This window comes from Pantoea rwandensis (genome assembly GCF_002095475.1).
In the GTDB taxonomy this organism is placed as follows: domain Bacteria; phylum Pseudomonadota; class Gammaproteobacteria; order Enterobacterales; family Enterobacteriaceae; genus Pantoea; species Pantoea rwandensis.
The window spans coordinates 66,475-93,210 of the sequence record NZ_MLFR01000002.1 but is presented as its reverse complement, the minus strand read 5'-3'; the positions used below and the strand labels follow the sequence as shown (position 1 = coordinate 93,210).

Annotated in this window: 23 protein-coding genes and 1 pseudogene; 9 read left to right on the top strand and 15 right to left on the bottom strand. The window is 46.4% G+C overall.

What is annotated here, in order from left to right; translation table 11 throughout:
- Window positions 1-83 precede the first annotated feature (83 nt).
- From HA51_RS04200 to HA51_RS04185, 3 genes are all read right to left on the bottom strand, one after another.
- Window positions 84-938, bottom strand: a complete 855-nt coding sequence (locus HA51_RS04200; protein ID WP_084932276.1) for an LPD29 domain-containing protein — start codon at window positions 936-938, stop codon at window positions 84-86.
- A 66-nt stretch (window positions 939-1,004) separates the two neighbouring features.
- A complete protein-coding gene (locus HA51_RS04195) occupies window positions 1,005-1,592 on the bottom strand; it encodes a hypothetical protein (protein ID WP_084932274.1) in 588 nt (195 codons plus the stop codon).
- Between the two features lie 699 nt (window positions 1,593-2,291).
- Window positions 2,292-3,575 carry a hypothetical protein gene (locus HA51_RS04185; RefSeq protein WP_084932268.1) on the bottom strand — a complete coding sequence of 428 codons (1,284 nt, stop codon included), beginning with the start codon at window positions 3,573-3,575 and terminating at the stop codon, window positions 2,292-2,294.
- Between the two features lie 860 nt (window positions 3,576-4,435).
- Here HA51_RS04185 and HA51_RS04180 point away from each other — a divergent pair.
- Together HA51_RS04180 and HA51_RS04175 are read left to right on the top strand one after the other, a co-directional pair.
- On the top strand, window positions 4,436-5,188 hold the full coding sequence (locus HA51_RS04180; protein WP_245840150.1) for a glycoside hydrolase family protein: 753 nt from the start codon (window positions 4,436-4,438) through the stop codon (window positions 5,186-5,188).
- 73 nt (window positions 5,189-5,261) lie between these two features.
- The gene (locus HA51_RS04175; protein WP_084932266.1) at window positions 5,262-5,762 is read left to right on the top strand and encodes a hypothetical protein; all 501 of its coding nucleotides are present in this window, start codon (window positions 5,262-5,264) and stop codon (window positions 5,760-5,762) included.
- Window positions 5,763-6,115: 353 nt separating this feature from the next.
- On the opposite strand, the gene HA51_RS27650 is transcribed toward HA51_RS04175, so the two are convergent.
- Window positions 6,116-6,238 carry a hypothetical protein gene (locus tag HA51_RS27650; RefSeq protein ID WP_281253413.1) on the bottom strand — a complete coding sequence of 41 codons (123 nt, stop codon included), beginning with the start codon at window positions 6,236-6,238 and terminating at the stop codon, window positions 6,116-6,118.
- Window positions 6,239-6,923: 685 nt separating this feature from the next.
- Between HA51_RS27650 and HA51_RS04170 the strand changes: the two genes are divergently transcribed.
- Entirely contained in the window at window positions 6,924-7,898 is a 975-nt protein-coding gene (locus HA51_RS04170) for a hypothetical protein (RefSeq protein ID WP_084932694.1), read from the top strand.
- A gap of 179 nt (window positions 7,899-8,077) precedes the next feature.
- On the opposite strand, the gene HA51_RS04165 is transcribed toward HA51_RS04170, so the two are convergent.
- The 4 genes and pseudogenes from HA51_RS04165 to HA51_RS04150 form a co-directional block, all read right to left on the bottom strand.
- A complete protein-coding gene (locus HA51_RS04165; protein ID WP_084932264.1) occupies window positions 8,078-8,902 on the bottom strand; it encodes a sugar phosphate isomerase/epimerase family protein in 825 nt (274 codons plus the stop codon).
- Between the two features lie 78 nt (window positions 8,903-8,980).
- Window positions 8,981-9,448 carry a c-type cytochrome gene (locus HA51_RS04160; protein ID WP_245840169.1) on the bottom strand — a complete coding sequence of 156 codons (468 nt, stop codon included), beginning with the start codon at window positions 9,446-9,448 and terminating at the stop codon, window positions 8,981-8,983.
- Window positions 9,449-9,494: 46 nt separating this feature from the next.
- A pseudogene (locus HA51_RS04155) lies at window positions 9,495-10,228 on the bottom strand (GMC family oxidoreductase N-terminal domain-containing protein); the annotation flags it as partial.
- Window positions 10,216-10,575 (bottom strand): gluconate 2-dehydrogenase subunit 3 family protein, encoded by a 360-nt coding sequence (locus tag HA51_RS04150; RefSeq protein ID WP_211282902.1) that lies wholly within the window; start codon window positions 10,573-10,575, stop codon window positions 10,216-10,218. The pseudogene HA51_RS04155 and the gene HA51_RS04150, both read right to left, overlap by 13 nt.
- 576 nt (window positions 10,576-11,151) lie before the next feature.
- Here HA51_RS04150 and HA51_RS04145 point away from each other — a divergent pair.
- Window positions 11,152-12,015, top strand: coding sequence for an AraC family transcriptional regulator (locus HA51_RS04145; RefSeq protein ID WP_084932259.1), 864 nt, complete (start codon window positions 11,152-11,154; stop codon window positions 12,013-12,015).
- A gap of 14 nt (window positions 12,016-12,029) precedes the next feature.
- On the opposite strand, the gene HA51_RS04140 is transcribed toward HA51_RS04145, so the two are convergent.
- From HA51_RS04140 to HA51_RS04120, 5 genes are all read right to left on the bottom strand, one after another.
- A complete protein-coding gene (locus HA51_RS04140) occupies window positions 12,030-12,923 on the bottom strand; it encodes a helix-turn-helix domain-containing protein (protein WP_084932257.1) in 894 nt (297 codons plus the stop codon).
- An 88-nt stretch (window positions 12,924-13,011) separates the two neighbouring features.
- Window positions 13,012-14,499, bottom strand: coding sequence for a sugar porter family MFS transporter (locus HA51_RS04135; protein ID WP_281253412.1), 1,488 nt, complete (start codon window positions 14,497-14,499; stop codon window positions 13,012-13,014).
- Window positions 14,500-14,506: 7 nt separating this feature from the next.
- On the bottom strand, window positions 14,507-15,448 hold the full coding sequence (locus HA51_RS04130) for a sugar phosphate isomerase/epimerase family protein (RefSeq protein WP_084932252.1): 942 nt from the start codon (window positions 15,446-15,448) through the stop codon (window positions 14,507-14,509).
- A 15-nt stretch (window positions 15,449-15,463) separates the two neighbouring features.
- Entirely contained in the window at window positions 15,464-16,252 is a 789-nt protein-coding gene (locus tag HA51_RS04125; protein WP_084932249.1) for an SDR family NAD(P)-dependent oxidoreductase, read from the bottom strand.
- A gap of 974 nt (window positions 16,253-17,226) precedes the next feature.
- Complete coding sequence (locus HA51_RS04120; protein ID WP_084932247.1) at window positions 17,227-18,132, bottom strand: LysR family transcriptional regulator; 906 nt, start codon at window positions 18,130-18,132, stop codon at window positions 17,227-17,229.
- A 173-nt stretch (window positions 18,133-18,305) separates the two neighbouring features.
- Here HA51_RS04120 and HA51_RS04115 point away from each other — a divergent pair, with 173 nt between their 5' ends.
- Entirely contained in the window at window positions 18,306-19,280 is a 975-nt protein-coding gene (locus HA51_RS04115; RefSeq protein WP_084932245.1) for a quinone oxidoreductase family protein, read from the top strand.
- A gap of 577 nt (window positions 19,281-19,857) precedes the next feature.
- Here the strand turns inward: HA51_RS04115 and iolG are convergent.
- Window positions 19,858-20,859 (bottom strand): inositol 2-dehydrogenase, encoded by a 1,002-nt coding sequence (iolG, locus tag HA51_RS04110; protein ID WP_084932242.1) that lies wholly within the window; start codon window positions 20,857-20,859, stop codon window positions 19,858-19,860.
- A 2-nt stretch (window positions 20,860-20,861) separates the two neighbouring features.
- Complete coding sequence (locus tag HA51_RS04105; protein ID WP_084932239.1) at window positions 20,862-21,752, bottom strand: sugar phosphate isomerase/epimerase family protein; 891 nt, start codon at window positions 21,750-21,752, stop codon at window positions 20,862-20,864.
- Window positions 21,753-22,028: 276 nt separating this feature from the next.
- On the opposite strand from HA51_RS04105, the gene HA51_RS04100 reads away from it, so the two are divergent.
- The 4 genes from HA51_RS04100 to HA51_RS04085 all read left to right on the top strand — a co-directional run bounded on the left by HA51_RS04100 (window position 22,029) and on the right by HA51_RS04085 (window position 26,209).
- Window positions 22,029-23,084, top strand: coding sequence for a substrate-binding domain-containing protein (locus tag HA51_RS04100; protein WP_084932236.1), 1,056 nt, complete (start codon window positions 22,029-22,031; stop codon window positions 23,082-23,084).
- Between the two features lie 81 nt (window positions 23,085-23,165).
- The gene (locus tag HA51_RS04095; protein WP_158087354.1) at window positions 23,166-24,047 is read left to right on the top strand and encodes an AraC family transcriptional regulator; all 882 of its coding nucleotides are present in this window, start codon (window positions 23,166-23,168) and stop codon (window positions 24,045-24,047) included.
- Between the two features lie 310 nt (window positions 24,048-24,357).
- The gene (locus HA51_RS04090; RefSeq protein ID WP_084932231.1) at window positions 24,358-25,731 is read left to right on the top strand and encodes a sugar porter family MFS transporter; all 1,374 of its coding nucleotides are present in this window, start codon (window positions 24,358-24,360) and stop codon (window positions 25,729-25,731) included.
- Between the two features lie 55 nt (window positions 25,732-25,786).
- A complete protein-coding gene (locus HA51_RS04085; protein ID WP_084932229.1) occupies window positions 25,787-26,209 on the top strand; it encodes a PTS mannitol transporter subunit IIA in 423 nt (140 codons plus the stop codon).
- Window positions 26,210-26,736: the final 527 nt, after the last annotated feature.

The window sequence follows — 26,736 nt, the reverse complement described above, 5'->3', positions numbered from 1 at the left end:
TGAGATTATCTTCCCTCAGTCAGAGAGAAATTTACGCCAGAGATTTCCGGGTAAAAGAAAGGAGCCTTCCGGCCCCTTCATACTTACGCAGTGATTACCGCCAGTATTTTATTTATTTCGCCATGGATGCCATGTCCGTGGCCAAAGTAGTCCTGTCGGATACGCCAGAGTTCGCCGGTGTTGTACCGTGCAACGGAAATGTCTTCACCATCGAGAAGGTGATCATACTTAATCATGAGGATCCCAATGGCCTGTTGTTTCATCGCATCCGAATAATCACGGTCGATAAAAACGTAGCCCACGCCGCCATAAATTTCATTGAAAGGCGACGAACAGGAAACAGACATATCCTGCATGCCGTCAAAATAACTGTCACGGTATTTAACCGTAATCTCTCTGACCTGCTCTTCCGTCGGGCCATCAGTCCAGTTAACGCTGATGCTGTCATAACTGCGCTTTCGCACTGAGAATTTCACCCCGGGAAATTTTGCTTTCAGCTCTTTGCGGATATTCCCGGTAACCTGCACCGCACCCTTTTTATCCTGAGACAGGGCTGAGTATTCCGGGGCTGTTTTAAAACGCTGACATTCTGCGCGGTATTGCTGTTCTTCTGCCTCATGCTTCTCCGCTTCCCGGTGCTCTTCTGCCATCGCATGATCAACAACGTGCTGAACCTCTTCCGCCGTTTTTATTTCCGGAAATATGCTCCACTGCCTACCGTGCAGAATACTTTCAGGCAGCGCCCGGGATATTTTTCCGCACTCGAAAGCAATATCAAAGGTGGCATTTCCGCCATATGAAACCACGCCCGAAAGCGATCCCACCGAGGCCGGTTTCTGCTCCCCGTGGATGGCAAACACCACCCCGCGACCACGATTGTAAAGCACCGTACTGACAACCTGACCGATAACCACTGCCTGCGCATTTTGCATGTTCATTTCAGTTTTCCTTAAGCCTGTAGAGATGAAAGAGCGGCCCGTTTTTTCACAGGCCGCCGTCAGTTGTCAGAACGGGATCTCGTTAAATCCGGCATCATCGCCGCTGGCAGTTTCCTGATTTTCATCCCGCTGCGGGTTCAGGGCTTTTTCAAGCGTGATAAAACCGCGGGCAACGTCACTGGCCAGGTAAAGATCCAGCCCTGCCTCTGTTGCCACATCGAGGGCATCCAGAAACTTCTGCACTTCCTCCCTACGCACCTCAGCCGCCCGACGGATATACTCCCTGCGGACTTTCTGAAATGAATCCGTGCGATAAAAGACCTGGCCACGACTGGCAATGAGATAACGCCCGGCGGGGTTTTCTCCCATGTCATACAGCGCCGTCATGCCACCGCCAGAACTTGCCATGCGCGGCAACTCCCTGTGCCCTGCCGCAATCAGCGCGTTTACCTCCGTTTCATCGAGAAGCAGCACATCGGAGCCATAGCTGCCGTTACGTGCCGGAAAGTGCATCCCTTCAGCAGGCGTAACGTTTTCTCCCCCGAAGGTGTGCCAGCGGTTAAGCAGATCGTTCGCGCTGACGCAGATTTTTTGGCCGTTACCCCATGTTTTGGAAGATTCTGGAGCGGCGGTGTTGACGTGTTGTGTGTGCATGCTGCTTCTCCTGTCAGGTGGTTAATTTATGTTTCGGTGAGTTCCTCGCGGCAAAGGGCTGAGAAGCAACGGCAGGCAGCAGAGACAAGGGCGCCGCAGGCGTGCACTTCACCCTTGTCTCTGATGAATGGTGGTGCTTGGATTCGCCCGCGCGTGGAAGTTACCGCAACATGCCCACCGCATCCGAAGATGAGCAGGCACACACCCGACCGCAACGCGGGCGTCCTCAGCGGCCACGTCCGTTTGTGGCCAGTGAACGCGCGGGCGCACGCCCGCTGCAGAGGTTGACCTGGCTGTCCGCCATCAGACCCCAGTCGCAGGCCCGAAACGCCGCTTCTGGCGGTTCAGCGGAGCTTACCGGCCTGCCGGTTAGCGCAGTCGGGCTGACGACCCGGCTCGCCGGGGAGCCGAAGGGGGCCATCAGGTTGCTGACGCTTTCAGGTTTGATTACAAAGAAACCGGGGACGCGGCTGCTGAACACCAAAGGGTTTAACCGCTTCAGGAAGCAGAGAGACAACAGAGAGAAGTGACAGAACTGAGATAAGACAGATAGACAGGATTCCGGACAGAGAATATGCAGGCGAAGGGGGATGACCGGTGCGTCAGCACCGGTGTTCTCCGGTCCGCAGGACCGCCCCGCTTTTCAGCGCGCCTGAAGCGGGCAGGATCTCCCCTGCTCCGCTCCCGGCTGGCATCACATCAGTGAGACAGTCTGTTTTCATACAGGTGAGAAATAAGAGAACCCTTTATGTCTTGCCAGACCATTTCGCCAGTCTCGCCAAAGAGCTCGGTAATGATGTCCTGCGTCAGCAGCCAGGCACTGATGACCGCCGCCGGTATTCTCGGGCAGCGCAGGGACCAGTCTGTCACTGAGCGGCTCACGTGCCCGGCAATGCTCAGCGCCACGCTGTGCAGCGCTTCATAACGATCCCAGCGGGATACAGGATAGGTCCGGTCGCTGAGTGCAATCAGAGATTTCATATCAGCCGCCAGAGAGGATGACAGACCACGTGTATTGAGCTTTGAACCCCATGTCCTGCGCTCAGGGCGGACAAACGCAGCCAGCGCCGCATTCACGTCGCGGTGTCCCAGCCAGACAGCATCAACAACCGGCGCACCCGTTTTCTCTGCCCTTTCCCGAAGCTGGCGGGCCGTCTCAAAGTTGTCCCATCCAGATTCCATTGCAGCCTCCTCGCGAAGCGCCTGCTGCTCTGCTGCGATGCGGTCAACCTCGGCGGGATCGGTGACGTGCGCATACCAGCTCATTGCTCTGGCATCGCCGGTCAGCACCCTGCGGCGCTCGCTGTCATGGATGATGAACATGCGCGGAGAAAAGCTGACCGGCCCCATGTCTCGCCCGAAATCGCTGTCGTAATAGTCCCTGTCTTCCTGGCGCGGGTCCCACTCATCTTCTAGCCAGGCAGCCGCGGCAATCTCCATGGCTTCGGCTAAGGTCAAGGCGCGCCCCAGATGCATCACGCTGTCACGCCAGAAGGTGCCATAAACCGGGTCGTCTTCCGGGTACTCTGTACGGCCTTCCACATCAACACTGAATGGCTTCTGTTTCTCCGTTTCGGTAGCAACAAATTTCTCATGTCCACCAGCTGCGCATTCTAAAAATGTTTGCAGACCCGGCAGCGTACGCGGATGAATATCCCACCAGAAGATCCGCCCGGAGTTAATCGCCAGTGCCTCAACGGACTTGACCATTTCATACACCGCTTCAGAGTTCACCGCACCCATCTCTGACAGGCTTTCAACGGTAATGGCAGCCTCGCGCGCGCAGTAACGCAGATCGTTCTCTTCCTCCCACTCAACACCCATGCGTTCCAGTGCATCGAACATCATCAGCTCACCCTCAATCCCCGCGAGATGAACCAGCAGATCATTTTTACGCTCAAGCCAGAGCGCTGACGGGGTTTTCACCCATGTTTTGGGAGATTCTGGCGTGGCGGTGTTGACGTTGAAGTTGTGTGTGTTCATGGCGGTTCTCCTGTCTCTGTGAGGGTTCCTGTTTCGGTCGATCCAGTTGCGGCGAAGGGCAAAGGAGCAACGACATGCAGGCAGTACAAGGGCGCCTCCGGCGTGCACTTCACCCTTGTACTGACTGAAAAACGGTGCTACGAAAAGCCCTCCGCGTCTGGAGTGACCGGAACAGCCTCACTTAACGGAAAGACGGCATGAACACACCCCGGACGGCTTTGCCGGACCGGGCCTCAGCGGCCACGTCACTTTGTGGCCAGTGAACGCGCGGGCGAACGCCCTCTGCTGGAGTTGACCTGTATGTCCGCCATCAGACCCCAGCCGCCAGGCCCGAAACGCCGCTTCTGGCGGTTCGGCGGAGCTTACCGGCCTGCCGGTTAGCGTAGTCGGGCTGACGACCCGGTACGCCGGGGAGCCGAAGGGGGCCAGAAGAAATAAACGTGGTTATCGGTAATATCAGGCAGGTTGCGTTAAAGGAAACATCTGTAAGGTGGCCTACATCATGACATCAATATCGCCCCTTCCAGCCTCAGCATTTTTCATCCGAAAATTCAGAAAAAAACAAATAATGACGGTCAGTGAGAAAATTACCTTTTGGTATATTGTCATTGGCCGTAATCAAACCCTGCGCCTCACAAACCCTGCATTAAAGAAAGGGCCAGTTTCTTAAGCGTTTTGCCGGTTGCTTCCCCCAGCTCCCGTGATAAATGACTAAATCAAGCTACCGCATCAGAACTATCCTTTTTATCAGGTTATCAACCTTCACTTTCCCTAACTAACGTAAAGTTTTGTCAGTGCAAGCCGATATGATTTCTCGCACTACGTAGTGGTAATCGGACATAAAAAATAAGGATATCGTGATGTCAGTAACTTTAGGTGGCTACGGCCCTACCGCTGGTACATATCAGGGTGGGTCAGGTGCGAATTTAAACGCACAGGGATATAACGGCAACAGTTCCACTCCAGGCGGCAATGCTGGAGGAAGAAGTACAGGCATAGGCAGTAATACGTCAATCAGCATTGCAACAACGAAATCCTATAGTGGCAGTTTTATGTCAATGTGCGTGAACAACCTAAAAGCGCATGAAGGTTTCAAAAACGCTATGTATAAAGATCAGAATGGTAACGTTACCGTTGGCATTGGCCATCTTCTTGCAAATGCCGCGATGGCTGCATCTCTTCCTTTTACGACAACTCACGTCACGCATGGTCACGGAGACGACCAGAGCACAGAGGTAGCCGCCTCAAAAGGCGACATAACTAACGCGTACAACAACTACAAAAACAGTACTACAACTACCTCACCTGCAGGATTGCATTTATCTAATGACGCCGTCATTGGGCAATGTATCAGTGATGTTCAAAATACAGAGACCGGACTACGCAGCCTTTACTCAGGTTATGATAGTTTCTCCGACTCCCGTAAAACGGCTTTAGTTGATATGGCGTTTAACTTAGGAATCGATAAACTGAGGAATGGGTTCCCAAACTTTAATGCCGCAGTCAATCGTGGAGACTGGGAAACCGCTGCCAGTGAGAGTCATCGTGATTTGAACCAGCGTGGTGACCAGAGAAACAGGGATACGGCGGCTCAACTCAGGTCTTCCCGATAGAGTTTTCTGGCCCCGCAAGAACGTTATTACAAATAGGCTGACTGAAGACATGCTTTTGCAAAAGGATACTTCGATGAAGAAGGTGGTAGTAGGTGCATTGCTTTTACTGGCAACCAGCAGCGCTTCTGCAGGTCTGAAAATTTACCAGGCACCACAGGATTGGTTACGAAGCACTGGCTCAGCAGAAGAGGTCAGAAGTTATATTTCTGACGTAGATGCAGGGAAATTCAGTAGTGACAGCGCCTATTCCCCTGAGGTTTTAAAAGGCATCAATACATATATAAATGCATTGAAAACCAAGATTGCTCCTACGTTTAGTGCTCAAGACTATAAAGCTTTCGATAACACGCTGTGCAAAGTCTCAATCACTACGGCAAATACCTCACCCGATGATAAGTCTCCCCCAAGTGTGCTTTCGTTAAATGACTTTCCAGAGAACAGCCGTACAGGATGTATAGAATTAACAAAGAACATTGAAAAGTTAGTCGGGAGTTCAGCGGAACTGGGTTTTCCGGCTTCAGTTAAAGATAATGGATTGTTGTCCATTGACTTAATTGTGAGCTTCACTAAGTAGAAATGAAGCATGGGATTAACATACATAGTCCCATGCCCTCTCCACCTGCTCTTAATGAACCTGGTACTGGGCAATAAATTGCCTCTATGACTGCTCCGCTGTTTCTGGTGAAGATGAAGCGCTCATGCCCGGATGCAAATGCACACCGGAGACATCACTAATTTCACGTTTAGCTCACTTGACCAGACAGATAACCTGATTGTGCATCGCATCTTTGAAGCTGTGTAGGAGTAAGTGATGTACCAAGATAAAAACCCGGCACTGGAAAATGAGTGTGAAGAAATTCAGACGGTGATCAGGAAGAATCTGAACCAAAATGTGATCGAATGATAAAAGGCCGCGCCAGCGGCGTTTTAATTGCTGACACAATCCGGCATCGATATGACGGTGAGGTCGCAGAACTGCCAGTAAGTCCCATCCAGTTTCGCAATCCCGGCGCCAGCAGGGACGTTATCGTTACCCTGTCCATGACCCACATCCGTATCCCCAGTTACTGTGGAAAATCACCATGTAGCGGTTCCACCAGCTGACTGTGATACCACATGTGGTGTCCCACCATCGCTTTGCCATCAGACCAGCCGCCAGGCCCGAAACGCCGCATCTGGCGGTTCGGCGGAGCTTACCGGCGTGCCGGTTAGCGCAGTCGGGCTGACGACCCGGCACGCCGGGGAGCCGAAGGGGGCCAGAGGAAATAGACGTGGATAGGCAGCATCAGGCGGGCAGAATTAAACGAAACATCTACAAGAGGGTCTGTAGAATGCCATCACTGCCGACGTTTCATGATCACGACTCATAATGTTCGGTTCATTCCCTTTCACTCCGTTCAGACTCATCAATTCCATTAAATATTTCGCCTGTTTTGCCGATACCAACTTAGTTCTGGCTGGTTATGAACGCAGACGTTCAAAAAATGCATATCAGTGCCCTCTGCACTCGATACGGGCATTCTATGAAAAGAGTAACGCCTCACTCAGCAGAGAACCTGTGAGATGGAGTGACATACCATGCTTCCCTACCCGCCAGGAGCAATTGTTGTCAGTACAGTGAATGGACACTGAAGTGAAGGAAAGATCGACTGCCAGACGCAGATGCCACCTTCTGGGATCGCTTTCCTCTGAATTCAATAAACCTGAGTGTCATGAGGCCGGAGAGAATATAACTATGAACGTCACATTATCGGCTCAGGTTTATAGCTACGTACAAAGCGCATCAGGAAAGGACACTAAATCGTCCAGTTCCCAGCCTGCCACTGACAGCAGCGCAACGTCGGTAACGTCCCCCGCTTCCAGCCAGTCCGTAATTAGTGGGTATGGGTTAATGATGTCCCGCCTGTTCGGTGATGTGAGCACGTTACCTGCAACCCAAACGCAGCTGACAAACACTACCCAGAATATGGATGCCGCTAATTTTCTGACTAAAAGCGATCTGAACGTACTTTCAGATTTATATGCTCAGGCACAAGACCAGGGCAATGATCTGAGATATGTGGATGACATCGCCCGTGATTTAGGGAATTACAGAAAGTTTGGCAGCGTTGAGGGGAATTTTAATAACGGCCAAATCTTTGATACTAACGGACGAATTCAGACAGTTTCGTTTACTGAGAAGGATGCCGCCACGGCTTCCCGTATTCTGAGCAATGGTAACCTTTCAGGATCTGGCCTGGACCCTGTTTTCCTTAAATTCGAGCTGGATCCTGGGTATTCCTTCAGCCACACCGCGAGTTTTGACTATCTGGAGTCGGTTGTGAATAGCACCGGATCTGATGGGGCTTCGAATGACCAAACCCAGCAATCTCAGTTCGCGACGTATGTCGGTCAGGGGCAGAATAACTACGTTATGAATACGGCCAGCAAAGTCACCTTCAAAACTGAAGAACCTGATTTCATCAGTAAAGATGGCGTATTCACCGTCACCGAAACCGGCAAAAAACACGGTTTCAGACTGGAAGGTAATAACGTCGTACAGGATAAAAATCCCGATCTATCAGAGTTCCTGTCAGGGACAGTAAAAGCCAATACGTTGATGGATTACTTTATGAACCAAAATGATTCAGACGTCACAAAATCTGATATCCCAACAGGTTTGTTCGATTTTCTGTTCTCATCTAAATCGAGTACAACATCTCAGAAATAAGCTTACCAGAGCGCAGTCGGGGCTGACGACCTAGAGTGCCGGGAGAGCTTAAGGTGGTTTCTGAGGGATGCATATAATGTCCGCTGAGTGCCAGGAGCGGACATTGAAATTTTGGTCAGTTAAACTACCAGAATCAGAATTACTGGTTCAGATACTGGCAGCCTTCTATGATAAGAATCTTAGCCTGTATAACTTGTCATGTTCTCAATCACTTCTTTGGCTAGAACGTAGTGATCTTTCTCCCAGCACTCAGGGCTAAACAATTCTGCAGACCAGCTCCCATCGTATCCAGTGGCTTTAACTGCATCGGTCCATGCCTGAATATCAATCTCACCTTGTCCCGGCATATAAGCACGTAATACGGTTTCTTCCCACGCTTCACCTTTAGCGGGGCGGCGACCATCGCAGAAATGCACGCCGAAAATAAGTGAAGGATCGAGCGCTGCCACATCTTCAGGTTGCGACAAGCCGGTGGCATATAAATGCCAGAAATCAATAACCAATCCCACGTTTGGCTTACCCACGCGTTCAATGACCTCTAATGCCTGATTCAGCGAGTTGAACTGGGTATAGGCGATAACTTCTATCTGATAACGCACACCATATTTCAGGCCGATATCCGCAATGGCAGAACTGTTCTCGGTCATGATGTCCATAATGCGCGGTTGCTGCATATGATCGATGCCAGTTAATGCGAGAATTTGAATGGTCGGGCAATCCAGCTCTGCAGCGATCTGAGTAAGACGCAAAGCCTCAGCGAGCATCTCTTCCTTCTCTTTACCTTCATGGCGTTCAATATGCATCAAGGCATTCAGGCAAGCCGCCTTCAGCCCATAGCGCTCAACCTGTTTACGTAATGCTGCCGTTGTGCCGCCGTTATCCAGGTAGCGCAAAACTTTGTGGCTAAGAAATTCAATGCCATCAAAGCCCGTTTCAGATGCGATCCGGGCTTCCGTCATCACGTTGCAGTAATGAGTTGAAATACCATGTAATGCCTTGATCATACTTACCTCTTTTAGTTTGTAGGACGTTCGGACAAATAAAAAAAGCCCGCCTCGGAAGATCAGAGCGGGCTTGCGGCCTTATTGGGCACTGGATGAAGTGATTTTGTTTACTGCACCACTTTGCTTGCGCTGCGTCGCAACGTCACTCGTTTTGACCTCACTGGCTTGGTTGCCCCATGAACTGCGCACATAGTTGAGAATGCCGGCTACCTGCGCATCATCCATTTTCCAGGCGAAAGAAGGCATGCCCGCAGCCGTTTGTCGTTCTGCAGAGTGCGGCGCACGCGCACCATTCAGCATGGCAGTGATCATGTTGGTAGGGTCATGTAGCATGGAATCGTTACCCGCAAATGCTGGCACCATGCCTGAAATTCCTTCTCCGTTAACACCGTGGCACGCCGAACAATTCACTTCGTAATCCAGTGCGCCTTTTTTCCGAGCAAAGTCATCCAGTGTGAATACCGGTGCTAAGGGTTTACCAGAAGGTGGCAAGCTTTTTAGATAGGCAGCAACAGATTGCAGATCCTGATCGTTAAAGTATTGCATTGAGTGTTCAACGGCTTCCGCCATCGGACCCGCAGCGACATGGTTTGCTATGGTCGAAGTTGTCGCCATTGAAGTCATCAATTTGTACTGCTAATGCGCCGCCACCAATGAAGGGGTTCATAAATTCGTTATCAAAGAAGCCGGTGATATTGGCATTGGTTTGATAGTTATAGTTGCGGCCAACCGTGCCTTTGCCGGTACGCGGGTCATAGGGTTCGCCGATTTTGGAGAGCAACATCAGGCGAACATTGTCCATTTGATAGGCGGTGATGCACACCACATCAGCCGGTTGGAAACCTTCGACGCCATCTTTGGTGACAAATTTCACGCCTTTAGCTGTTTTGCCGTCGTCGTGTTTGACGACATGCAGCACTTCGGTATCGGTCAATACCGTGAAGTTTGGACGGCGCATCAATGCAGGCAGTATGCAGGCTTGCGGTGAAGACTTACTGAAGTTGCCACAGCCGTGGAAGTCACAGAAACCGCAATAAGTGCAAGGCCCCATCGTGACGCCAAGTGGATTAACGTAGGCTTGAGAGATGTTGCCAGCGGGGATGGTGAACGGGTGATACCCATCTTTTCTGTTGTCTGGCGATACTTACGCATCCAGTGCGTATCTTTTAGCGGAGGTGTGGGATAATCACGCGAACGCGGTCCTTCAAATACGTTCCCACCCGTTTTTTTCTCGCCATTCAGGTTGCCAGCAATACCCGAAGTACCAGCAATACGCTCAAAGCGATCGTAGAAAGGTTCCATTTCGGCATATGTCACGCCCCAATCAAAGGACCTTCAAGGTATAGCGCGGCACCTGAACCATAGTCTCCAGCCAGTTGAGAATCGATAAAAATCAATCCTCCTTCCTCTGTGGCTGAAGGACCGTGCTCATCAGCCGGGATGAGCCGGTCGAGTATTGCAGCCAAGTTCTTCCGGTCTAATTCGTTTGTTAGTACGGTAAAACCGCCCGATCTGGCGACTAATGGTACAATTTCGGGGTTCAATGATGTTTCAAGAGGGACGTTGTGCAGTTCTTTTGCACTGATTTTAGGTGCCACGGTTAATGTAGCGACCAAAGAACTTAATGAAAAAAGGGCCTGCCTTTTGTTCATTTTCATTTCCTTAAGTGCCATTGCTAATATTCCACTCATTTCTCAGGCAAAGAGTATCCTCACAGCAAACGATGCTGCGCTAAGTGAGAATTAATTCACGGCATACCTTTACCTATTATGGTATTTGATAACGCAACATTTAATTATGTAGGGTGAGAGGCTTAACGCTATCTTCACTTAACGAACAAAATTCGTCACAGGGTGGAAATGACAATCCAGGAAGTGGTTTTGCATCGTGTGGCATTTGAAAATACTTATCCCTGACATGGTCACAAAATAATTTAATGTCGTTATTATGTTGCTGCGTGCTGATGTGAACATTATGTTAATGCACGGCTATTATTGCAATCCGTTTAAACCACAATAAAAGTAAGTCAACAAAATTGTTTTGTATATCTGTTAAATAACATTAAAAACAATAAGATAAAAAAAGCTATAAACTTCAAAAGCGCCTAACTCTCATGAAAGCAGCGAGTTGAATCGATCCTTTAACTCGCCTTAATGACGAACAGAACGGCTCATCTTTCGCTTCATCCCGCTTGAAAAATGCAGCCAGGACAATTATCTTAATACAAAGTACTTTCGGATATTTAGAGCATGATCACCTTCTGTTTAAATAATGAAAATCTTACGAATGAAGAAAGCCTTGGTTCACTCGCCAGGCTTTTATTTGTCTGCAAGGCTTCTGGAAAAGACGCTGCTATGCCGCGCACCATGCACAAACATGAAGAACGTTTTGAATTAATGTTCATCGTTCGAGGCGGGGGGACTTTTAATATTGATGGTCGAAGGTATGACGTCACGAAAGGTGATATTCTCATATTTAATAGCGGTGTATTGCATGATGAAAATCCAACCCCTTCTGCAGACTTGGAAATTTTGAGTTGCGGCGTTGACAGGCTGAGCATTACCGGATTGCCTTTAAATAACCTGACCAAAAGAACGCAATTGGCTGTTATGCCAAGCGGCAGTCAATATGAAGCAATTCATTCGATATTTCACCAGATATCGGAATATACGTTGAGTACAACAAGCTATTCGAATGAAGTCGCCACGCATCTACTCAATGCGCTGCTAAATATTTGCAAAAGCATCTGGATGGATAAACATGACGAAGAAGAACGTCTGGAGTCTGAAGTTGTCCATCAAGTCAGAGACTTGATTGTAGATAACTATAAGCAAGGTCTGTTATTCAATGACATTACTGAAAAGCTTAACCTGGATAAGTTTTTGCTGAATAGGTTATTTAAGTATTACGTTGGCTATCCACCAAAGCAATTCTTAACTCGCATGCGTATTGGCGAAGCACAATCGTTACTTCTGACCACAAAACTGAGCCTGCCAGAAATCGCTAGCGAGGTGGGGTATGATAACATCAATAATTTTCACAGGATTTTCAACAATGTAGTTGGCATGTCACCCGTGCGTTATAAAAAATTCTGGCTGGCGCAGAAAAAATAGCGCCAAGCCTATTATTAAGGAATGCGGCTAATCTCTGCCGCTTCTGGATTGGCATCACCACCCCAAATATGTTTGTATTGGCTTGGCGGCATACCCACTACCTGTTTAAAGATCTTGTGAAAGTTATTCACATTGTCGTAGCCAACCATGCAGGCAATATCACTGACACTGTGACTGGTGGCCAATAATAATGACTGCGCCTCACCGACTCTACGGCGAATTAAATATTGTTTCGGCGAATAACCGGCAAACTTCTTAAATGAGTGGCTGAGATAAAAGCGGTTCATGCCGACTTCATCAGTGATTGAATCGAGGCTAATGTTTTCCATGTAGTGCTCATCAATAAAGGCTTTGATGCGCAACCCCAAGCTCATTTCTGGCGTATTCATCAGTTGATGCTGGGCATCGAACAGATTCTTACACAGCACCACAATGGCTGATAGCAAGTGCTGAGAGACCGCACCATAGTTAGCCTCTTTCTGCGAACATTGGTGCGCAAGAATATCGAACATGCTTTTCAAATTGTCACATTGTAATCCTGAGGACACGACTGCAGCCTGCTGACTGCTAGTTAGGGAGTTTTCAGGTAAATCACTCAATCGCAGATTTTTGATGCCACAGCTGTAGATTAAAGAATCCTCACTGAGATGTGGGCGCTCGTCATGCACTACACCAGCATCAAACACTAAGATGTCACCTTGCTGTGCCATGTAAGTGCGATCGCCAATGATGTAATCGCCGCTGCCTCGTACGATAAACATCAACTCCAGTCGTTCATTGTGTTTATGCATGACACGTGGAATGGCAGACTCTTCACCTTCGGTTTTGCAAACGAACAGTAACTGTGGAAGAGATGAGTCACCGTCAGGGGAGAAGAAAGAATCGTTTTCAAAGCAGTACATCATCATTGGTGTAGGTCTCCGCAATTAACTCACAGCATTCACACTATAAACTAAAACACGTGTGGCCTGACGCGGTATCAGGCCACAAATTTAATTACTTCTGAGCTTCCTGAAGTATCTCATGCTGAGAGCTATGATTGCTCACACCATACTGCTGTTTGAAGGACTCTTCGATCTCCTCCAGCGACTTCCCTTTGGTTTCCGGGAAGAACATTTTCATGATGATGAAGCCCACCACGCCAATTGCGGCAAAGGCGAAGAAGGTACCGGAAAGCCCAAATCCTTCCAACATCATTGGGAATGTCAGACCAATGAAGAAGTTGGTGATCCACAGAAATGCGACGCTGATTCCCATGCCTGCGCCACGAATACGCAGCGGGAAAATTTCCGACAACGTGACCCACAGAACCGGGCCAATTGCGCCCTGCATGAACGCCAGGAAGATAACGGTTAATGTCAGCACCACGTATGGCATCGCTGGATTGCCTGCCAGCATGGAGGTGGCAATGGCAATCACCAGTAAGATAACAGTTGTACCTGCCAGGCCGACTAACATCATCGGGCGACGTCCGGCGCGGTCCAACAACCAGATTCCGGCGAAGGTTGAGAGTACGGAAATCAAGCCAAATGCTGTGTTGCCAATCAGAGCTGCTGATGTTTCAAGCCCGGCATCACGAAGAATCTCGGTGCCAAAGTACATGATGGAGTTAACGCCTGTGGTCTGTGAGAACACGGCAACCGCGATACCAATCAGCATGATACGGCGAATCCACGGAATATTCAGTTCTCGGAATTTCACTTTGCCCAGTTGCTGCTCATGGGAAATTGCATGTTTGATGTTGTAAAGTTCGATACCAGCAGTATGTTCATCACGAATGCGTTCTAACACACTTTTCGCTTCAGCTTCACGACCTTGCTTAACCAACCAGCGTGGGCTTTCCGGCACTGTTAGCATGCCAAAGAACAAGCAAACCGCAGGGATCATTGCCAATGCCAACATGTAGCGCCATACATGCTCATTTTCACCTAATGTTATCCCCAGCACAGCATTGGAAATGAAGGCAATTAACACACCGCCGACAATCATCAATTCATTCCAAGTCACCATTCGTCCACGACTTTGTGCAGGGGCCATTTCGGCCAAATAGGTCGGCACGGTTACGGACGCGCCCCCAACAGCAAATCCAAGTACAAAACGGCAAACCATCATGGTTTGAATATCTGGCGCTATGCTGCACCCAAGTGTAGAAACGAAAAACAGCAGTGCAAGAAATAGAATATTTTTTCGGCGTCCAACAAGGTCAGATAACTTACCACCTAAGATTGCGCCAAATACGGCCCCCATTAATAAGGCACTGGTAATTAGACCCGTTGAAAGTGAATTTAGTCCGAGGCTTTTTGCCATATAGGGCAAAGCACCATTAATTACACCAACGTCATAACCAAATAACAAACCACCAAAAGTAGCGATGACGATGATTTTTCGCATATAGCGTTTATGCTCAGCCTGATCAAACATAAATGTATTCCTGGTCAGTAGGGTAGGAATTCTGAGCGAGTTTAGTCGCTCAGAACCAGTCATGCTGTTATTAGAATCGTGCAGGTAAGGCTTCTTTTAATACGTTAGTAGCTTTGACTAAGGCGGTATAGGAATCCATCGTCAAATCTTCATTTTCCAGTGTGACATTACCGGTAAAGCCCGACATTTTCAGCACTGAGAAAAACTCTTTCCACCAACTAACATCATGTCCATGCCCAAGTGCGACATAATTCCATGAGCGCTCTGGCGTACGGTCAAAAAATTTGGTTTCGTAATAGCCGTTAATTTCCGCGACGCCACGTTCGATACGAGTGTCTTTGGCATGGACATGATAAATCGCCTTGCCCAAAGCACGCGCGGTACGAATTGGGTCGCCGCCCATCCAGAAATGATGGCTTGGGTCGAAATTCATGCCAATGCGATCGCCCACATGCTCGCGCAACTTCAGGAACGTTTCGGGGTTATACACCAACTGTGCCGGATGGTTTTCCACCGCAATGCGCTCAATGCCGTGTTGTTCAGCGAGCTTGGCTAAATTTTTCCAGTAAGGAATCGCGATCTCGTTCCACTGCCACTCAAGAATCTCGGCGTTACGCGCGGGCCAGCAGGTGGTGATCCAGTTTGGCACGGTTTCACCCGGCGCTGCGCCTGGCAATCCAGACATCATCACGATCTCTTTCACGCCCATCAATTCAGCCAACTGGAACGTCTTCTCAGTGACGATGTTGTGCTGACGGCCTTCTTCGTTTGGCGCTAAAGGATTGCCTGAGCAGTTAAACGCGCAGATCTCAACGTGATGTTCTGCCAGCGTTTCCTGCACGCTTTGGCGCGTAGCGGCGCTGGTCAGCCAGTTATCAAGATCAACATGCGGTGCCTGCGACCAGTTGCCTGTCGCTAGTTCGAGCTGCTGATATCCGAGTTCAGCGGCGGTTTTTACCATCTCATTAAATGATAAATTGCCGAGACAGTCAGTGACTAAGCCTAATTTCATGATGCCTCCAGGCGCTTAGATGATGGTTTTGCCACCAGCGATGGTCATTGATGTGCCAGTAATGTAATTCGCACCTTCGCTGCTGAGGAACAACATAAATTCAGCGATCTCTTCGGCTGAAGCCAGGCGCTTCATTGGTACCTGTGCCATCAGCTGTTTTTCATACTCATCCGGCGCTTTGCCTTCAACAACACTGCGTTTTTGCAACACTTCACGCAGCATTTCTGTATCAACGTAACCAGGACACACGCTATTTACAGAAATTCCGTGCTCCGCTAATTCAAGCGCAAATACCTGAGTCAATGAATTTAGTGCAGCTTTTGATGCGCAGTAAGGGCCATTGCCCACTTCACCAATTTTTGAGGCTTGGGAAGAGATAGAGACAATTTTCCCGTTTTTTACACCGTTTTTAATCATGTTCTTCGCGGCCAGATTATTCAGCAGGAAGATTGATTTCAGGTTAACGTTGAATACGCGTTCCCACTCTTCTTCACTAAGATCGGCCAATAATTTAGAAACCGAAATTCCAGCACAGTTGGCTAACACATCGACCGTGCCATAAGCGCTCTCGATTTTATCGAATGCAGCATTAAGTTCCTGAGCAGAAGCGACGTTAACGGCCAAGGGCAATACGCTTACGCCATAAGACTCAATATCCTGCGCAGCAGCTTCAATGGCTTCTTTGTTTAAATCGATAATTACTACATTGGCGCCTTGCTGTGCATATTTTACCGCAACAGCTTTACCTATACCGCGCGCTGCGCCAGTTACGATACAGGTTTTACCGGATAAAAATTTGCTCATTTTTTAATCTCACTTAATTGATGGCTTGTTAACCTGAAATGGAAAATAAAACATTAACCAGCAAATTCAGCATCGGGATCACTTTTGAAAATGCTATTAATCATTGTGAATATAAACACAGGCAAAATTAAAACAGCATTCACAGATGACATATGGCCTCCTTATGAATCACAGCTTATCTATGTTTGTTTCAAGTTAAGCAATGGTGCTTTCTTGTTTCATGCCTGTTAACTCATGCCTTCTAAATAATCAGCAATTGAAATACGAGTCAATTGTCAAGAAAGGAATTGCGTCACTGTTCACAACATTCACATTAATTTTCGCTAAGGTATAGCATTTGGTGATCACGATCACTTAAAAGCAAGAAATAGCAGTTGAATTTTAAATACCACTCGGTGCAATAGCCATAGTTTCATTGGTGTTATATCAGCCTATAAGCAAAAAAGTGAGATTGTGAAAATTTACTCCTTTCAATCTAAGTTAACCTTTCTCAAATTGTTTTTAATTTTGATGATTAAGATATATGCGTTATCAACCTCAACTACATTAAAAAAACAGAAAAACCATCCAACTAGTTGTTTTACATGTATTTTTCATTATAATTATAAAGGTTAGCGTTATGCCATTAATAATCACCTGAGAAATTGTTCATTTTAAATCGATTCGATCCGAACACCTATAATGAGGACATGGCGTTCAGTTAGAACAAAAAAAGATTTTTAAAGTTCTAAATTTTAGAGAAATGACATGCGTTTTTTCTAGCAGGATAAGACGAGCACAAGACAAGAAATCACATATGGTTTGTTTCAGAACCGGTTCAATTCGGCAACGTTTGAAGGTATGTCCAAAAAGCTTCTTATGTACTGTTACTGATAAATATCAAGTTTCAGGGACAAACATGCGTGACGGAAGATTGGAAAAGTGGGCGGAGTTGTCATCTCAGTCCACTGGGATGAACCATTATCGTGTGGAAATTAAAGTGTCGATGAATAACTGCCAAACTGCTCAATCATCCAGTTCACGAAAACTTGAAGCCTCGCATTCTGATGGCGGTTAGGCGGATAAACCAGGTGAAAAGGCAGTAAGGGCCGCTTCCAACGATTTAGAACTGGGACCATTTTTCCCGCATCAATCTGGGGCTGCACGAAGCGACGCAATTGTTGCCCTACTCCCAGCCCTGCCAGAATCATGTGAATCACCCCATCTCCCTCATTCGCAGCAAACTGGCTGCCGTAGATTTCCTGGGTCTCCCGGCCTGCATTGAAAATTAGGGGTTCTGGTTTGCCTGAGGCAGCGAAAAAGTAACTAACCAGCATGTGGTTACGTTTCAGATCTTCAGGATCTTTTGGCTCACCCCACTTTTCAAGATAAGCGGGCGATGCGCAGGTGACATACTCTAGATCGAATAATTTTCGACCAATCATTGTCATATCCTGAAGCTTACCGGCACGGATGGCGCAGTCAACGGCTTCACCAACAATGTTAACCGTCCTGTCGTTTATCCCAAGTGAAACAGTAATATCCGGATATTCAAGGTGGAAATCAGGCAGAGCGGGAATGAGCAGACTGTGGGCAAAAGAGACGGGAGCATCAATGCGCAGATGACCGCCAGGCCTTTGCTTTTTTCCCCTAACAGCCCCGTCAGCGGCATCCACAATGGAAATAATACGTTCCGCTTGATGGAAATACTGGATCCCCTCCGAGGTCACTGAAATGGTTCGGGTCGTGCGGTGTATGAGCTGAGTACCGAGATGCTTTTCAAGATCGCTAACCAGCTTACTTAGGCTGGACCGGGGCATTCCCATCTGGTCAGCCGCCCGATTAAATGAGCCCGCCTCAACGACACGAACAAACGCGCGCATAGCCAATAACTGATTCATGATCTCTGCCCAGAAAACTGATTATCCATATTAATGAACATAGATGACAACTCTGTCCACTTTTTCTTCCAGCCTCAACCTCTATCCTTGAGTTCTTAACCGCTGGTAATCCGCTCAAAAAGCCAGCACGAAACGCCCCCTCACATCAGAATGAGCATAACGAGGTAACTAAAATGAAAGCGATAGTGACACGCCAAACGGGTAAACAACCCGTTATGCAGGTTGAAGAACGCAACAAGCCAGAACGCCGCGAAGGGACTTCTCTAATTAGAATGCAAGCCGCCACCATCAACCAGCTTTCAAATACCATCCGCATGGGCGGATTTGGTGCAATTCCCATACCGCTCGTGATGGGCAATGAGGGCGCAGGCATTGTGGAAGAAAGTGATTCATATGCTAAAGGCTGCCGCGTAGCCATTTATGGTTCAGCGGAGTTGGGGATAACTGAAGACGGCCTGTTTCAGGAATGGGTGGTGGTAGATGACTGGCGCCTTATGAATATTCCTGACAGCATGAACCTGCACCAGGGTTCAGCACTGACCGTTAACTATCTCACCGCTCTGAACGCGTTAGTTCGCGTTGGTCAGATAAAGAAGGGGGATTTCGCCCTTATTTCAGGTGCGACCGGTTCGGTTGGTAGCGCGCTTGTACAGATTGCCGTTGCGCTGGGCGCAAAACCAATTGCACTGGTTTCATCCGAACATAAAAAAGACGCTGCGATGAATGCCGGAGCTTTTGCGGTTATAAACTGGACCGCTCAAGATGTTGTCAGCGAGGTAAGAGTGCTGACCAGCGGACAGGGTGCAGACCTTGCGTTTGACCCGGTGGGTGGGGATTTATTTGGGCTTCTTTTTCAAGCTACACGACGCCGTGGCCGAGTAGTTTCCATCGGTTTTACTGGTGGCCGCAGTGTATCTCTTGATCTCCTTGACATGATTGCCAGCGAAAGAGTTATTGAAGGCTATTCGCTGCATGCAGATTCCCGCGAGCAGGCTGCTGAAGGTCTGAGAAAACTTAGTAAACTGGCCTTCTCCGGTGCCCTGAATCCAATTATTGATAGTTCTTGGCCAATAGATGAATTCGAGCAGGGCTACACGCGTTTACTTTCAAGGGCCGCAGTGGGTTCTGTTACCGTATCGCTAGGCTGAGAAACCAAAATGATGATTCAACCACAATCGCCCGCAACAGCAGGAGGGGTGAAACATCGCTCGCGTTGGATTCTTTCGCTTCAGTAACTACAGAACTCTGCCCTTCAGCCACTGCCTGACGAAGCGCACTCCTCCGGTGTGACGACTGGCCAGCTTGTTTGATGGTAACGTATCCGGCATTGCTTGCTGCCATTACTGCGCCTGGCGTCATGATGGCAGCATCATTGCGGATATCTCATTCCTGGTTAAAGGTATCTTGCTCTCTCGGGAAGCATAAAGGCACTGCCGCTTTGCTTTAATATCATAAACTGGCAGGCGTCTGGCGATCGGATTGAGACTAGCGCCGCTATGTTTACTTTAAAGTCACAGTTTGCCATTGGTTCTTTAACTAGTGGCATGCACTTTAACCTCCTGAAGTTACTGCCAATAACAGAAGTTAAATATTGCGTGCTGAGTTCAAATGAAACTCATTATAAATATATCAAGATAATTTAAATAAGCCACAATATATTAAAAATAATTGAAGAAAATAAATGGCCATAAATATAAATGGCCATATTTGGAACTGGATCAGTATTTAAATTTTGACAGGAACCCCAGATTTCGCCGACTTGAGGGCTTCCATACTGAGATTGAGTGCTTCACGACCATCCCACACATTCGGATAATCGGTGGTTTCTTTTAGGAATGCTGCTACGAACCGATCGATTTCATTTACGTAAGCGTCTGCATATCTGTCAGTGAAGAAATTTTTCAACGGTTCAGAGCTAATGGTTTCTGCACCATAAATTTGTATGTTTGTTTTACCATGGTTAAGAGACTGAACCATGCCTTTTGATCCAAAGACTTCAATCCGCTGATCATAGCCATACACAGCGCGTCGACTTGCAGATATTTGACACACAGCGCCTGAATCGGTCTTTAATGTCGCTGTCGCTGCATCATATTCTGCTTCTGGGTTGAGATCTGCGTCAAGGTGACTGCTTGCTGTCGCATAAACCTCAGTAACTTCAGAACCAAGCAACCAGCGAGCAATATCAAAATCATGTATCATTGTATCGTAGAAAATTCCACCGGGCGTTGCTTTCATATAGGCTGGCGGTGGCGGATTCGGGTCACGACTGGTTATTGCGACAAGCTCAACTTCGCCAATCGCACCGCTGTCTACAATCTCCTTAAGCCGAGCATGACTGGTATCAAAGCGGCGATTAAAACCGATGAGAATTGGTGCGGAATAGTTTTCTAACTCTGAGATTAGACGGTCAACATCAGCAACGTTCATACCTACAGGTTTTTCACAGAAAACGGCTTTTTGGGCACGTGCTGAACGTCCAATAAGGTCCGTATGAGTGGAAGCTGGTGAAGCAATCCAGACAGCCTGTACTTCCGGGTCGTTTAACGCTGCCTCAATATCGGTGATCCAGATGGCGCCTGTCTCAGCAGAAACTTTATGACCCAGCGTATCCGATGGTTCAACAACATATTTCAAAGCAATTGTTGGATGCCGGGCAAGGTTTCTTGCGTGCAATGCACCGATAAAGCCTGCACCGATTAAAGCTACGGTAATTTTATTACTCATAATCAGCCAATCCCGATATCAAATAAAAATTTACGTGTATCGCGTGCGATAGGAAGAGGACGCTCAGGCGCAACTGGATACATATCCTGCTCAACTACTGCATATCCTTGATAATTCACCTCATCCAGTACGGCTTTCAGTTGATTAAAGTCGACCATACCCTTCCATGGTTCACACATAATATTTTTGGTAACGGCATAGGCAAACGACCAATTTTCGCGTCGCATCTGCGCCAGAACCTCTCCATCACAGTTTTTCAGGTGAATATAAGGGATACGTTCAATGTGCTTTTTAATGAATGCACATGCATCACCACCCCCATAAGCATGATGGCCAACATCCAGGCAAAGAGAAACATGCTCAGGCGACGTAGATTCAAGCAGGCTTTCAATATCTTCTTCTGTTTCAAGGTGGCAATCGACGTGAGGATGGACGGTGAGCGTCAGGCCGTATTCTTCATGAACGATTTTACCAATACGTTCTACGTTGCTGTTGAAGGTCGCACGCTCCTTAGCAGTCAGAGTTTTGTCCATGACGACATCACCGGTAAACAGATCAGTGAACATAGCAGGCAATAAGACTACAAACTCAGCACCCAGAGATTTTTGCAGTTTTACTACGTCAGGTAATTGACTCAGCATTTGTTCAATACTGCTCTCATTAAGCAGATTGCATCCAACAGTAGATGCGACCAGCTTGAGATTACGGTTCTCCAACTCACGACGAAGTTCGCTAGCGTCAGTGGGCAAATACCCCCACGGCCCGAGTTCAATACATGAATAACCTGCTTGAGCGACTTCATCCAGAAACACTTTCCAAGATACCTGCCGATCATTAGAAGGGAACCAAATCCCCCAAGAGTCGGGTGCATTACCTATCTCAATTTGACTCATATAATCAACTCCTCAGCTCAATAACGCCTCTTATAGGCTCATAATGTGACAACAAGTGAGATACTGCCTTCTTAAAATGAGTCGAGTCAAAATTCATTGGTTAAATATGAGGCACCGATCATATTTATTAGATAAATGTATCTATTTTGTGAAATGATCTGATTTAAAGCGATTCAAAATCGTCAATTTTTGTGCCATAACCTGTTAAATGATGTTTTCGAGCCGACCTCAAAGACGTTATCGACTCAGTACCAGAGAGAAAGGAATAAGTGTAAAATGAGCACATCTGAGACATTAGTTGATCAAGGTACCCGTTGTATGAGGCGAATTAAGATAAGTGAGTTGATACGTGAAACAGGCCTTTCCAGAGCTACGATTGATCGCGCCCTAAACAAGCGTTCTGGTATACATCCCCGAACAGAATCGGTGATCCAAGATGCAATCGACCGTTTAAATAGAAAGGTGGAACTGCCTGCGCAAGGAAAAGCCCTTGGTGAAGGTGCCATTCCAGCTGTATTGCAACTGGGTCGGGGACTCACCCAATTGCTAAATGAAGTGATTGAACATCAACAGCTTTCTGTTGGGCTGAATGATGTCAGTCAGAAAGAGGAAGACGAAATTATTGATGTACTGGCACAAGCATGCCGTGATGTTGCAACTCCTCTGATTGTCACAGTGAGAAGTAACGAACGAGTTAATGAAGTGCTGTCACTGGCCAGAAGTAAAGGTAAGCGGGTTGTAACCTTAATTTCCGATTTACGTGGAGATAGTCGTGATGCCTTTGTTGGAATTGATAACAGAATGGCGGGTCAGGCAGCGGCACATCTTATAGGACAACTGATTTCTTCAGAAACGACACCAACAGCTGGCGTACTATTGGGTGATTATGCCTTTAACTGCCATGAAGATCGCGAAATTGGTTTCAGATCACATCTCCGGACATATTTCCCAAAAATACAGCTTGCTGATGTAACTGTTGGTGGAAAAGAAGATTTATCAGATCAAACTTACATTGCTGTGAAATCATTGATTAAGCATTACCCGGAAATCTCAGCAATTTACAACGTAGGAGCCGGTAATGCCGGGCTCGCAAAAGCTCTTGAGGAACATGATATGGCCGAAAAGGTCTGTGTCGTTTCTCATGAAGCAGATCACATAACAATACCCCTGTTAAGAAACGGAACGCTGAATTTTGTCATAGCGCAGGATCCACGTGCCATGTTGGATAAAGCTTTAGAAATTGCCAAACCAACTGAACCAAGTATACAAATTGATAATGCCATTATTGATTTTGGAATTTATACACGTTTCAATATTCCACGTTTTAGTTGATTAAAATTAAGCAGAGAGGCGCCCTGCTGTCATGTACGCCTCTAAAAACAGTCAGGATTAAAATGGTAGGTTCATATGATTATGTCCGCACCTCAAAATAGTTTACAATCATCAAAATCCGTTAACACTTACAGAACAGTACCCGGTTTGATATACATTTGCCGACTAATAGGTAAAGACAGCTCGGTACCAAGAGTCTTGCATAAGCATACTGACCGTGTAGAGGTGGTATTTATTGTTAAGGGTGGCGGAAAATATTTAATTGGAGATAAACATTACAATGCCAACCCGGGCGATGTTCTTATTTTCAACAACAATGTAGTTCATGATGAAATCACACACACCTCAGACAACTCTCTAATCTACAGCATAGGAATCGATTCGCAGACATGGGGAAAAACATTATTAAAATATGAGGTCATTACAGACTTTCCTCCCCATATAAAATGCAGTGATAACTTCAACTTATTGGTTGAATATTTCAACCTATTGTGGAATTCAGAATCTGTTGATTACATGAACTCTCATGCGGCCTTCACTGAGCTGATAGAATTGTTAGCTCTTTCATCTCGCGACGCATCGTACAGCAATGCCTCTGATGTCAACAATGTTTTTGGGGAGAAAATACTTAATTATATTGAAGAAAATTTCCAGAATGAGATATTTTTAGAAGATATTGCAGATGAATTTGATGCAAACCTATTTTATATAATACACGAATTCAAAAAATTCACAGGCTACCCCCCTAAGAAATACATAATTCTCAGACGAATTGGTGAAGCTCAATCACTGCTGGTTTCTACTAAAAAAAGCATTACTGAAATAGCAAATAGTGTTGGTTATTCTAATATAAGCAACTTCAATAGAATCTTCAAGAAAGTAACAGGCATGGCACCCAGTAGTTACCAAAATTATTTAAAAAAATGCATTATCTCCCGAAGTGGACTATTTGAAAACCATTAACACAATCATTAAACAATGGTGAGGCAGCCAAATTAAAATTTTCTTGTGAGCCTAATCACAATAAATAAAAAAACGTTGCAGATAACAATTTATCGCAAGCCAGACTTACGCGTTTCAGATATTTTTTATACTCCTAATAGATTAAAGCTGTGCTTACAGCAACAAGATTCCTTTCAGAAACTCAATGCTTAACAAATGCATTGAATGAATCTTGCTGCCTCAAAAATATAACGGTGTAACCAGGATATATTATGGAAAGTAAGATTAGTCAGCCTGCTCAGGCTACGCCTGAAACTTCAACAGACAAAAAATAAAAAAAATCACCATAATTTCAACATTAGGTGGTTTGTGCTTTGGATACGATACAGGTGTTATATCTGGAGCACTACTTTTTATGAGTAAGGACCTAGGCTTGACGCCAACGTCTGAAGGAATTATCACTTCTTCTCTCATGTTCGGTGCTGCAATAGGCAGCTTACTGGGTGGCGTATTTTCCGACCGCTACGGTCGAAAAAGAAATATGATTTGGGTAGCAGTCATATTCGTCCTTGGTGCACTCTTTACTGCACTCGCGTGGGACGTTGAGAGTATGTTGATTGCCCGGTTTATCTTGGGTATAGCTGTGGGCAGTGCATCAGTAACGGTACCAATGTATATTTCAGAGTTGGCCCCTCAGCAACATCGTGAAAGGCTTGTAACTGTCAATGAACTAATGATCGTATCTGGTCAGTTTCTTGCTTATGCAATCAACGCTGGTATTGTCAATGCTTACCCAGAACTGTCACACAACTGGCGCATTATGTTGGCTATACCCGCGATTCCAGGGGCACTACTCTGGCTCGGCATGTTATTTATGCCTGAATCACCGAGATTTTATTTCCATAAAGGACATGGAGACAAAGCTAGAGAGGTTTTAGAAAGTTTGCGTGAGCCAGGCCAGGTTGAAAAAGAATTAAGGGAAATAAAACGCATTGCTGAAACTGATGCTCAGAGAGAGCCATTTTTTACTGCCATTCGCCGGAAATGGGTTTTCCAATTAATGCTTGTTGGTTTTATGATGGTAGTGGCCACTCGCGTTACTGGAGTAAATACAATCATGTATTATGCTCCAACTGTTCTTAAGTCTACAGGCCTTGGTGATGCCGCTGCAGTGACTGCAGCTGTTGCAAACGGTTTTATATCCATAGTTGCGACACTGGTCGGAATCATGATCATTGCTAAAACATCGCGCCGGAAGATGTTTATTATTGGTCAAGCGGGTGTTGCTTTATCACTGGCATTACTGGCCTTTGCATTCCACCAATTCTTTCATATACAGGAAGTAAATGGCGTATCGAGCCTTACAGGTAACTTCGAAGGGGCAAGCTACATTGTTCTGGCACTGATGCTGTTGTTCCTGGTTTTCATGCAGACATTTATTGGACCAGTATTCTGGCTCATGATGTCAGAGATTTTCCCCCTGCGTATTCGTGGTATGGGAATAGGTTTTTCCATATTCATGATGTGGATTATTGATTTCTTCATACAAGCAGCATTCCCGTTAATGCTGAGTACTTATGGAGGCGGTACAACATTTGGCATTTTCTCCTTGTGTAATGTCGTTATAGTTATACTGCTATTCAAGTACCTGCCTGAGACGAAAGGTTTATCCTTAGAAGAAATTGAGAAGAAGTTCAGATTCTAACGCGTCCGCTACGCAAATTATTAATATCTGATTCTCGGCCAATGTCGGAGTAAAAATGATCAAAGTTACAACAGATGAAATCACCTTAGGATGTAAAGCTGATTCGAGGGCAGAGGCTCTGTTAATTGCTGCAAATGCATTAATTAATCGGGGTCTAGTTAAACCCAATTTTGCTCAAGCTTTGTTAAATCGTGAAGACGAAACATCAACCTGGGTCGGAGGTGGCGTTGCTATGCCACACGCGGCAAGAAAAAATATTGATACCGTAATCGAAACTGGTTATCACTTCCTTCAGTTTCCAGATGGTATTAAATGGGAACGAGGAAGAGTCGCCTTTCTGGTTGTCGTGATTGCTGCGAAGTTGAATGAACATCTTGATGTATTAAGCGGGATTGCAGAACTTCTTAGCGATGAGATGCAGGCAAGTCTGCTTTCCAGTTGTAAGACTGAGGATGAATTTATTTCCCTCCTTGAATAACTGGCAAGAAAAAAAGGAGATTGGTCTCATAACCTAAGAAAATTAATGAGATCAATCTTTATCTTGCATTCCTTCCTTTATGAAATGGATTTTTTCATAAAAAAACCATAAACATTATACATTTGGAAGGCAACCGTAAAACCTTCCTTTAATTATCTGTGGTATCTTCCATTTTTATTTTAGTGGCTCCTTCTTTTACTTTTAGCAGCTTTCTTTATTCATCAAGCATTGAAACTGAATGGCGAGTTCATCGCAAGCCTCTAAATAAATAACAAAAAGAGATATTTAAAGATTCATTTAATCACATAGAACTCACCCTCGAATTAAATATGCGAAACCCATAACCCTACTTCAAAGTAAAAATGAATTATTACTCTAGCACTGCACTAATATTTATAAATAAAAAACCCACACTGACGCGCCCCTCATAATATCACGTTATTTAATCAAATAGTAAAGATGGCTTTTGAACAAAAGTTAGTGTTAAGATGACCGAAATATCATTAGTTTGTAAAAAATAAACATAA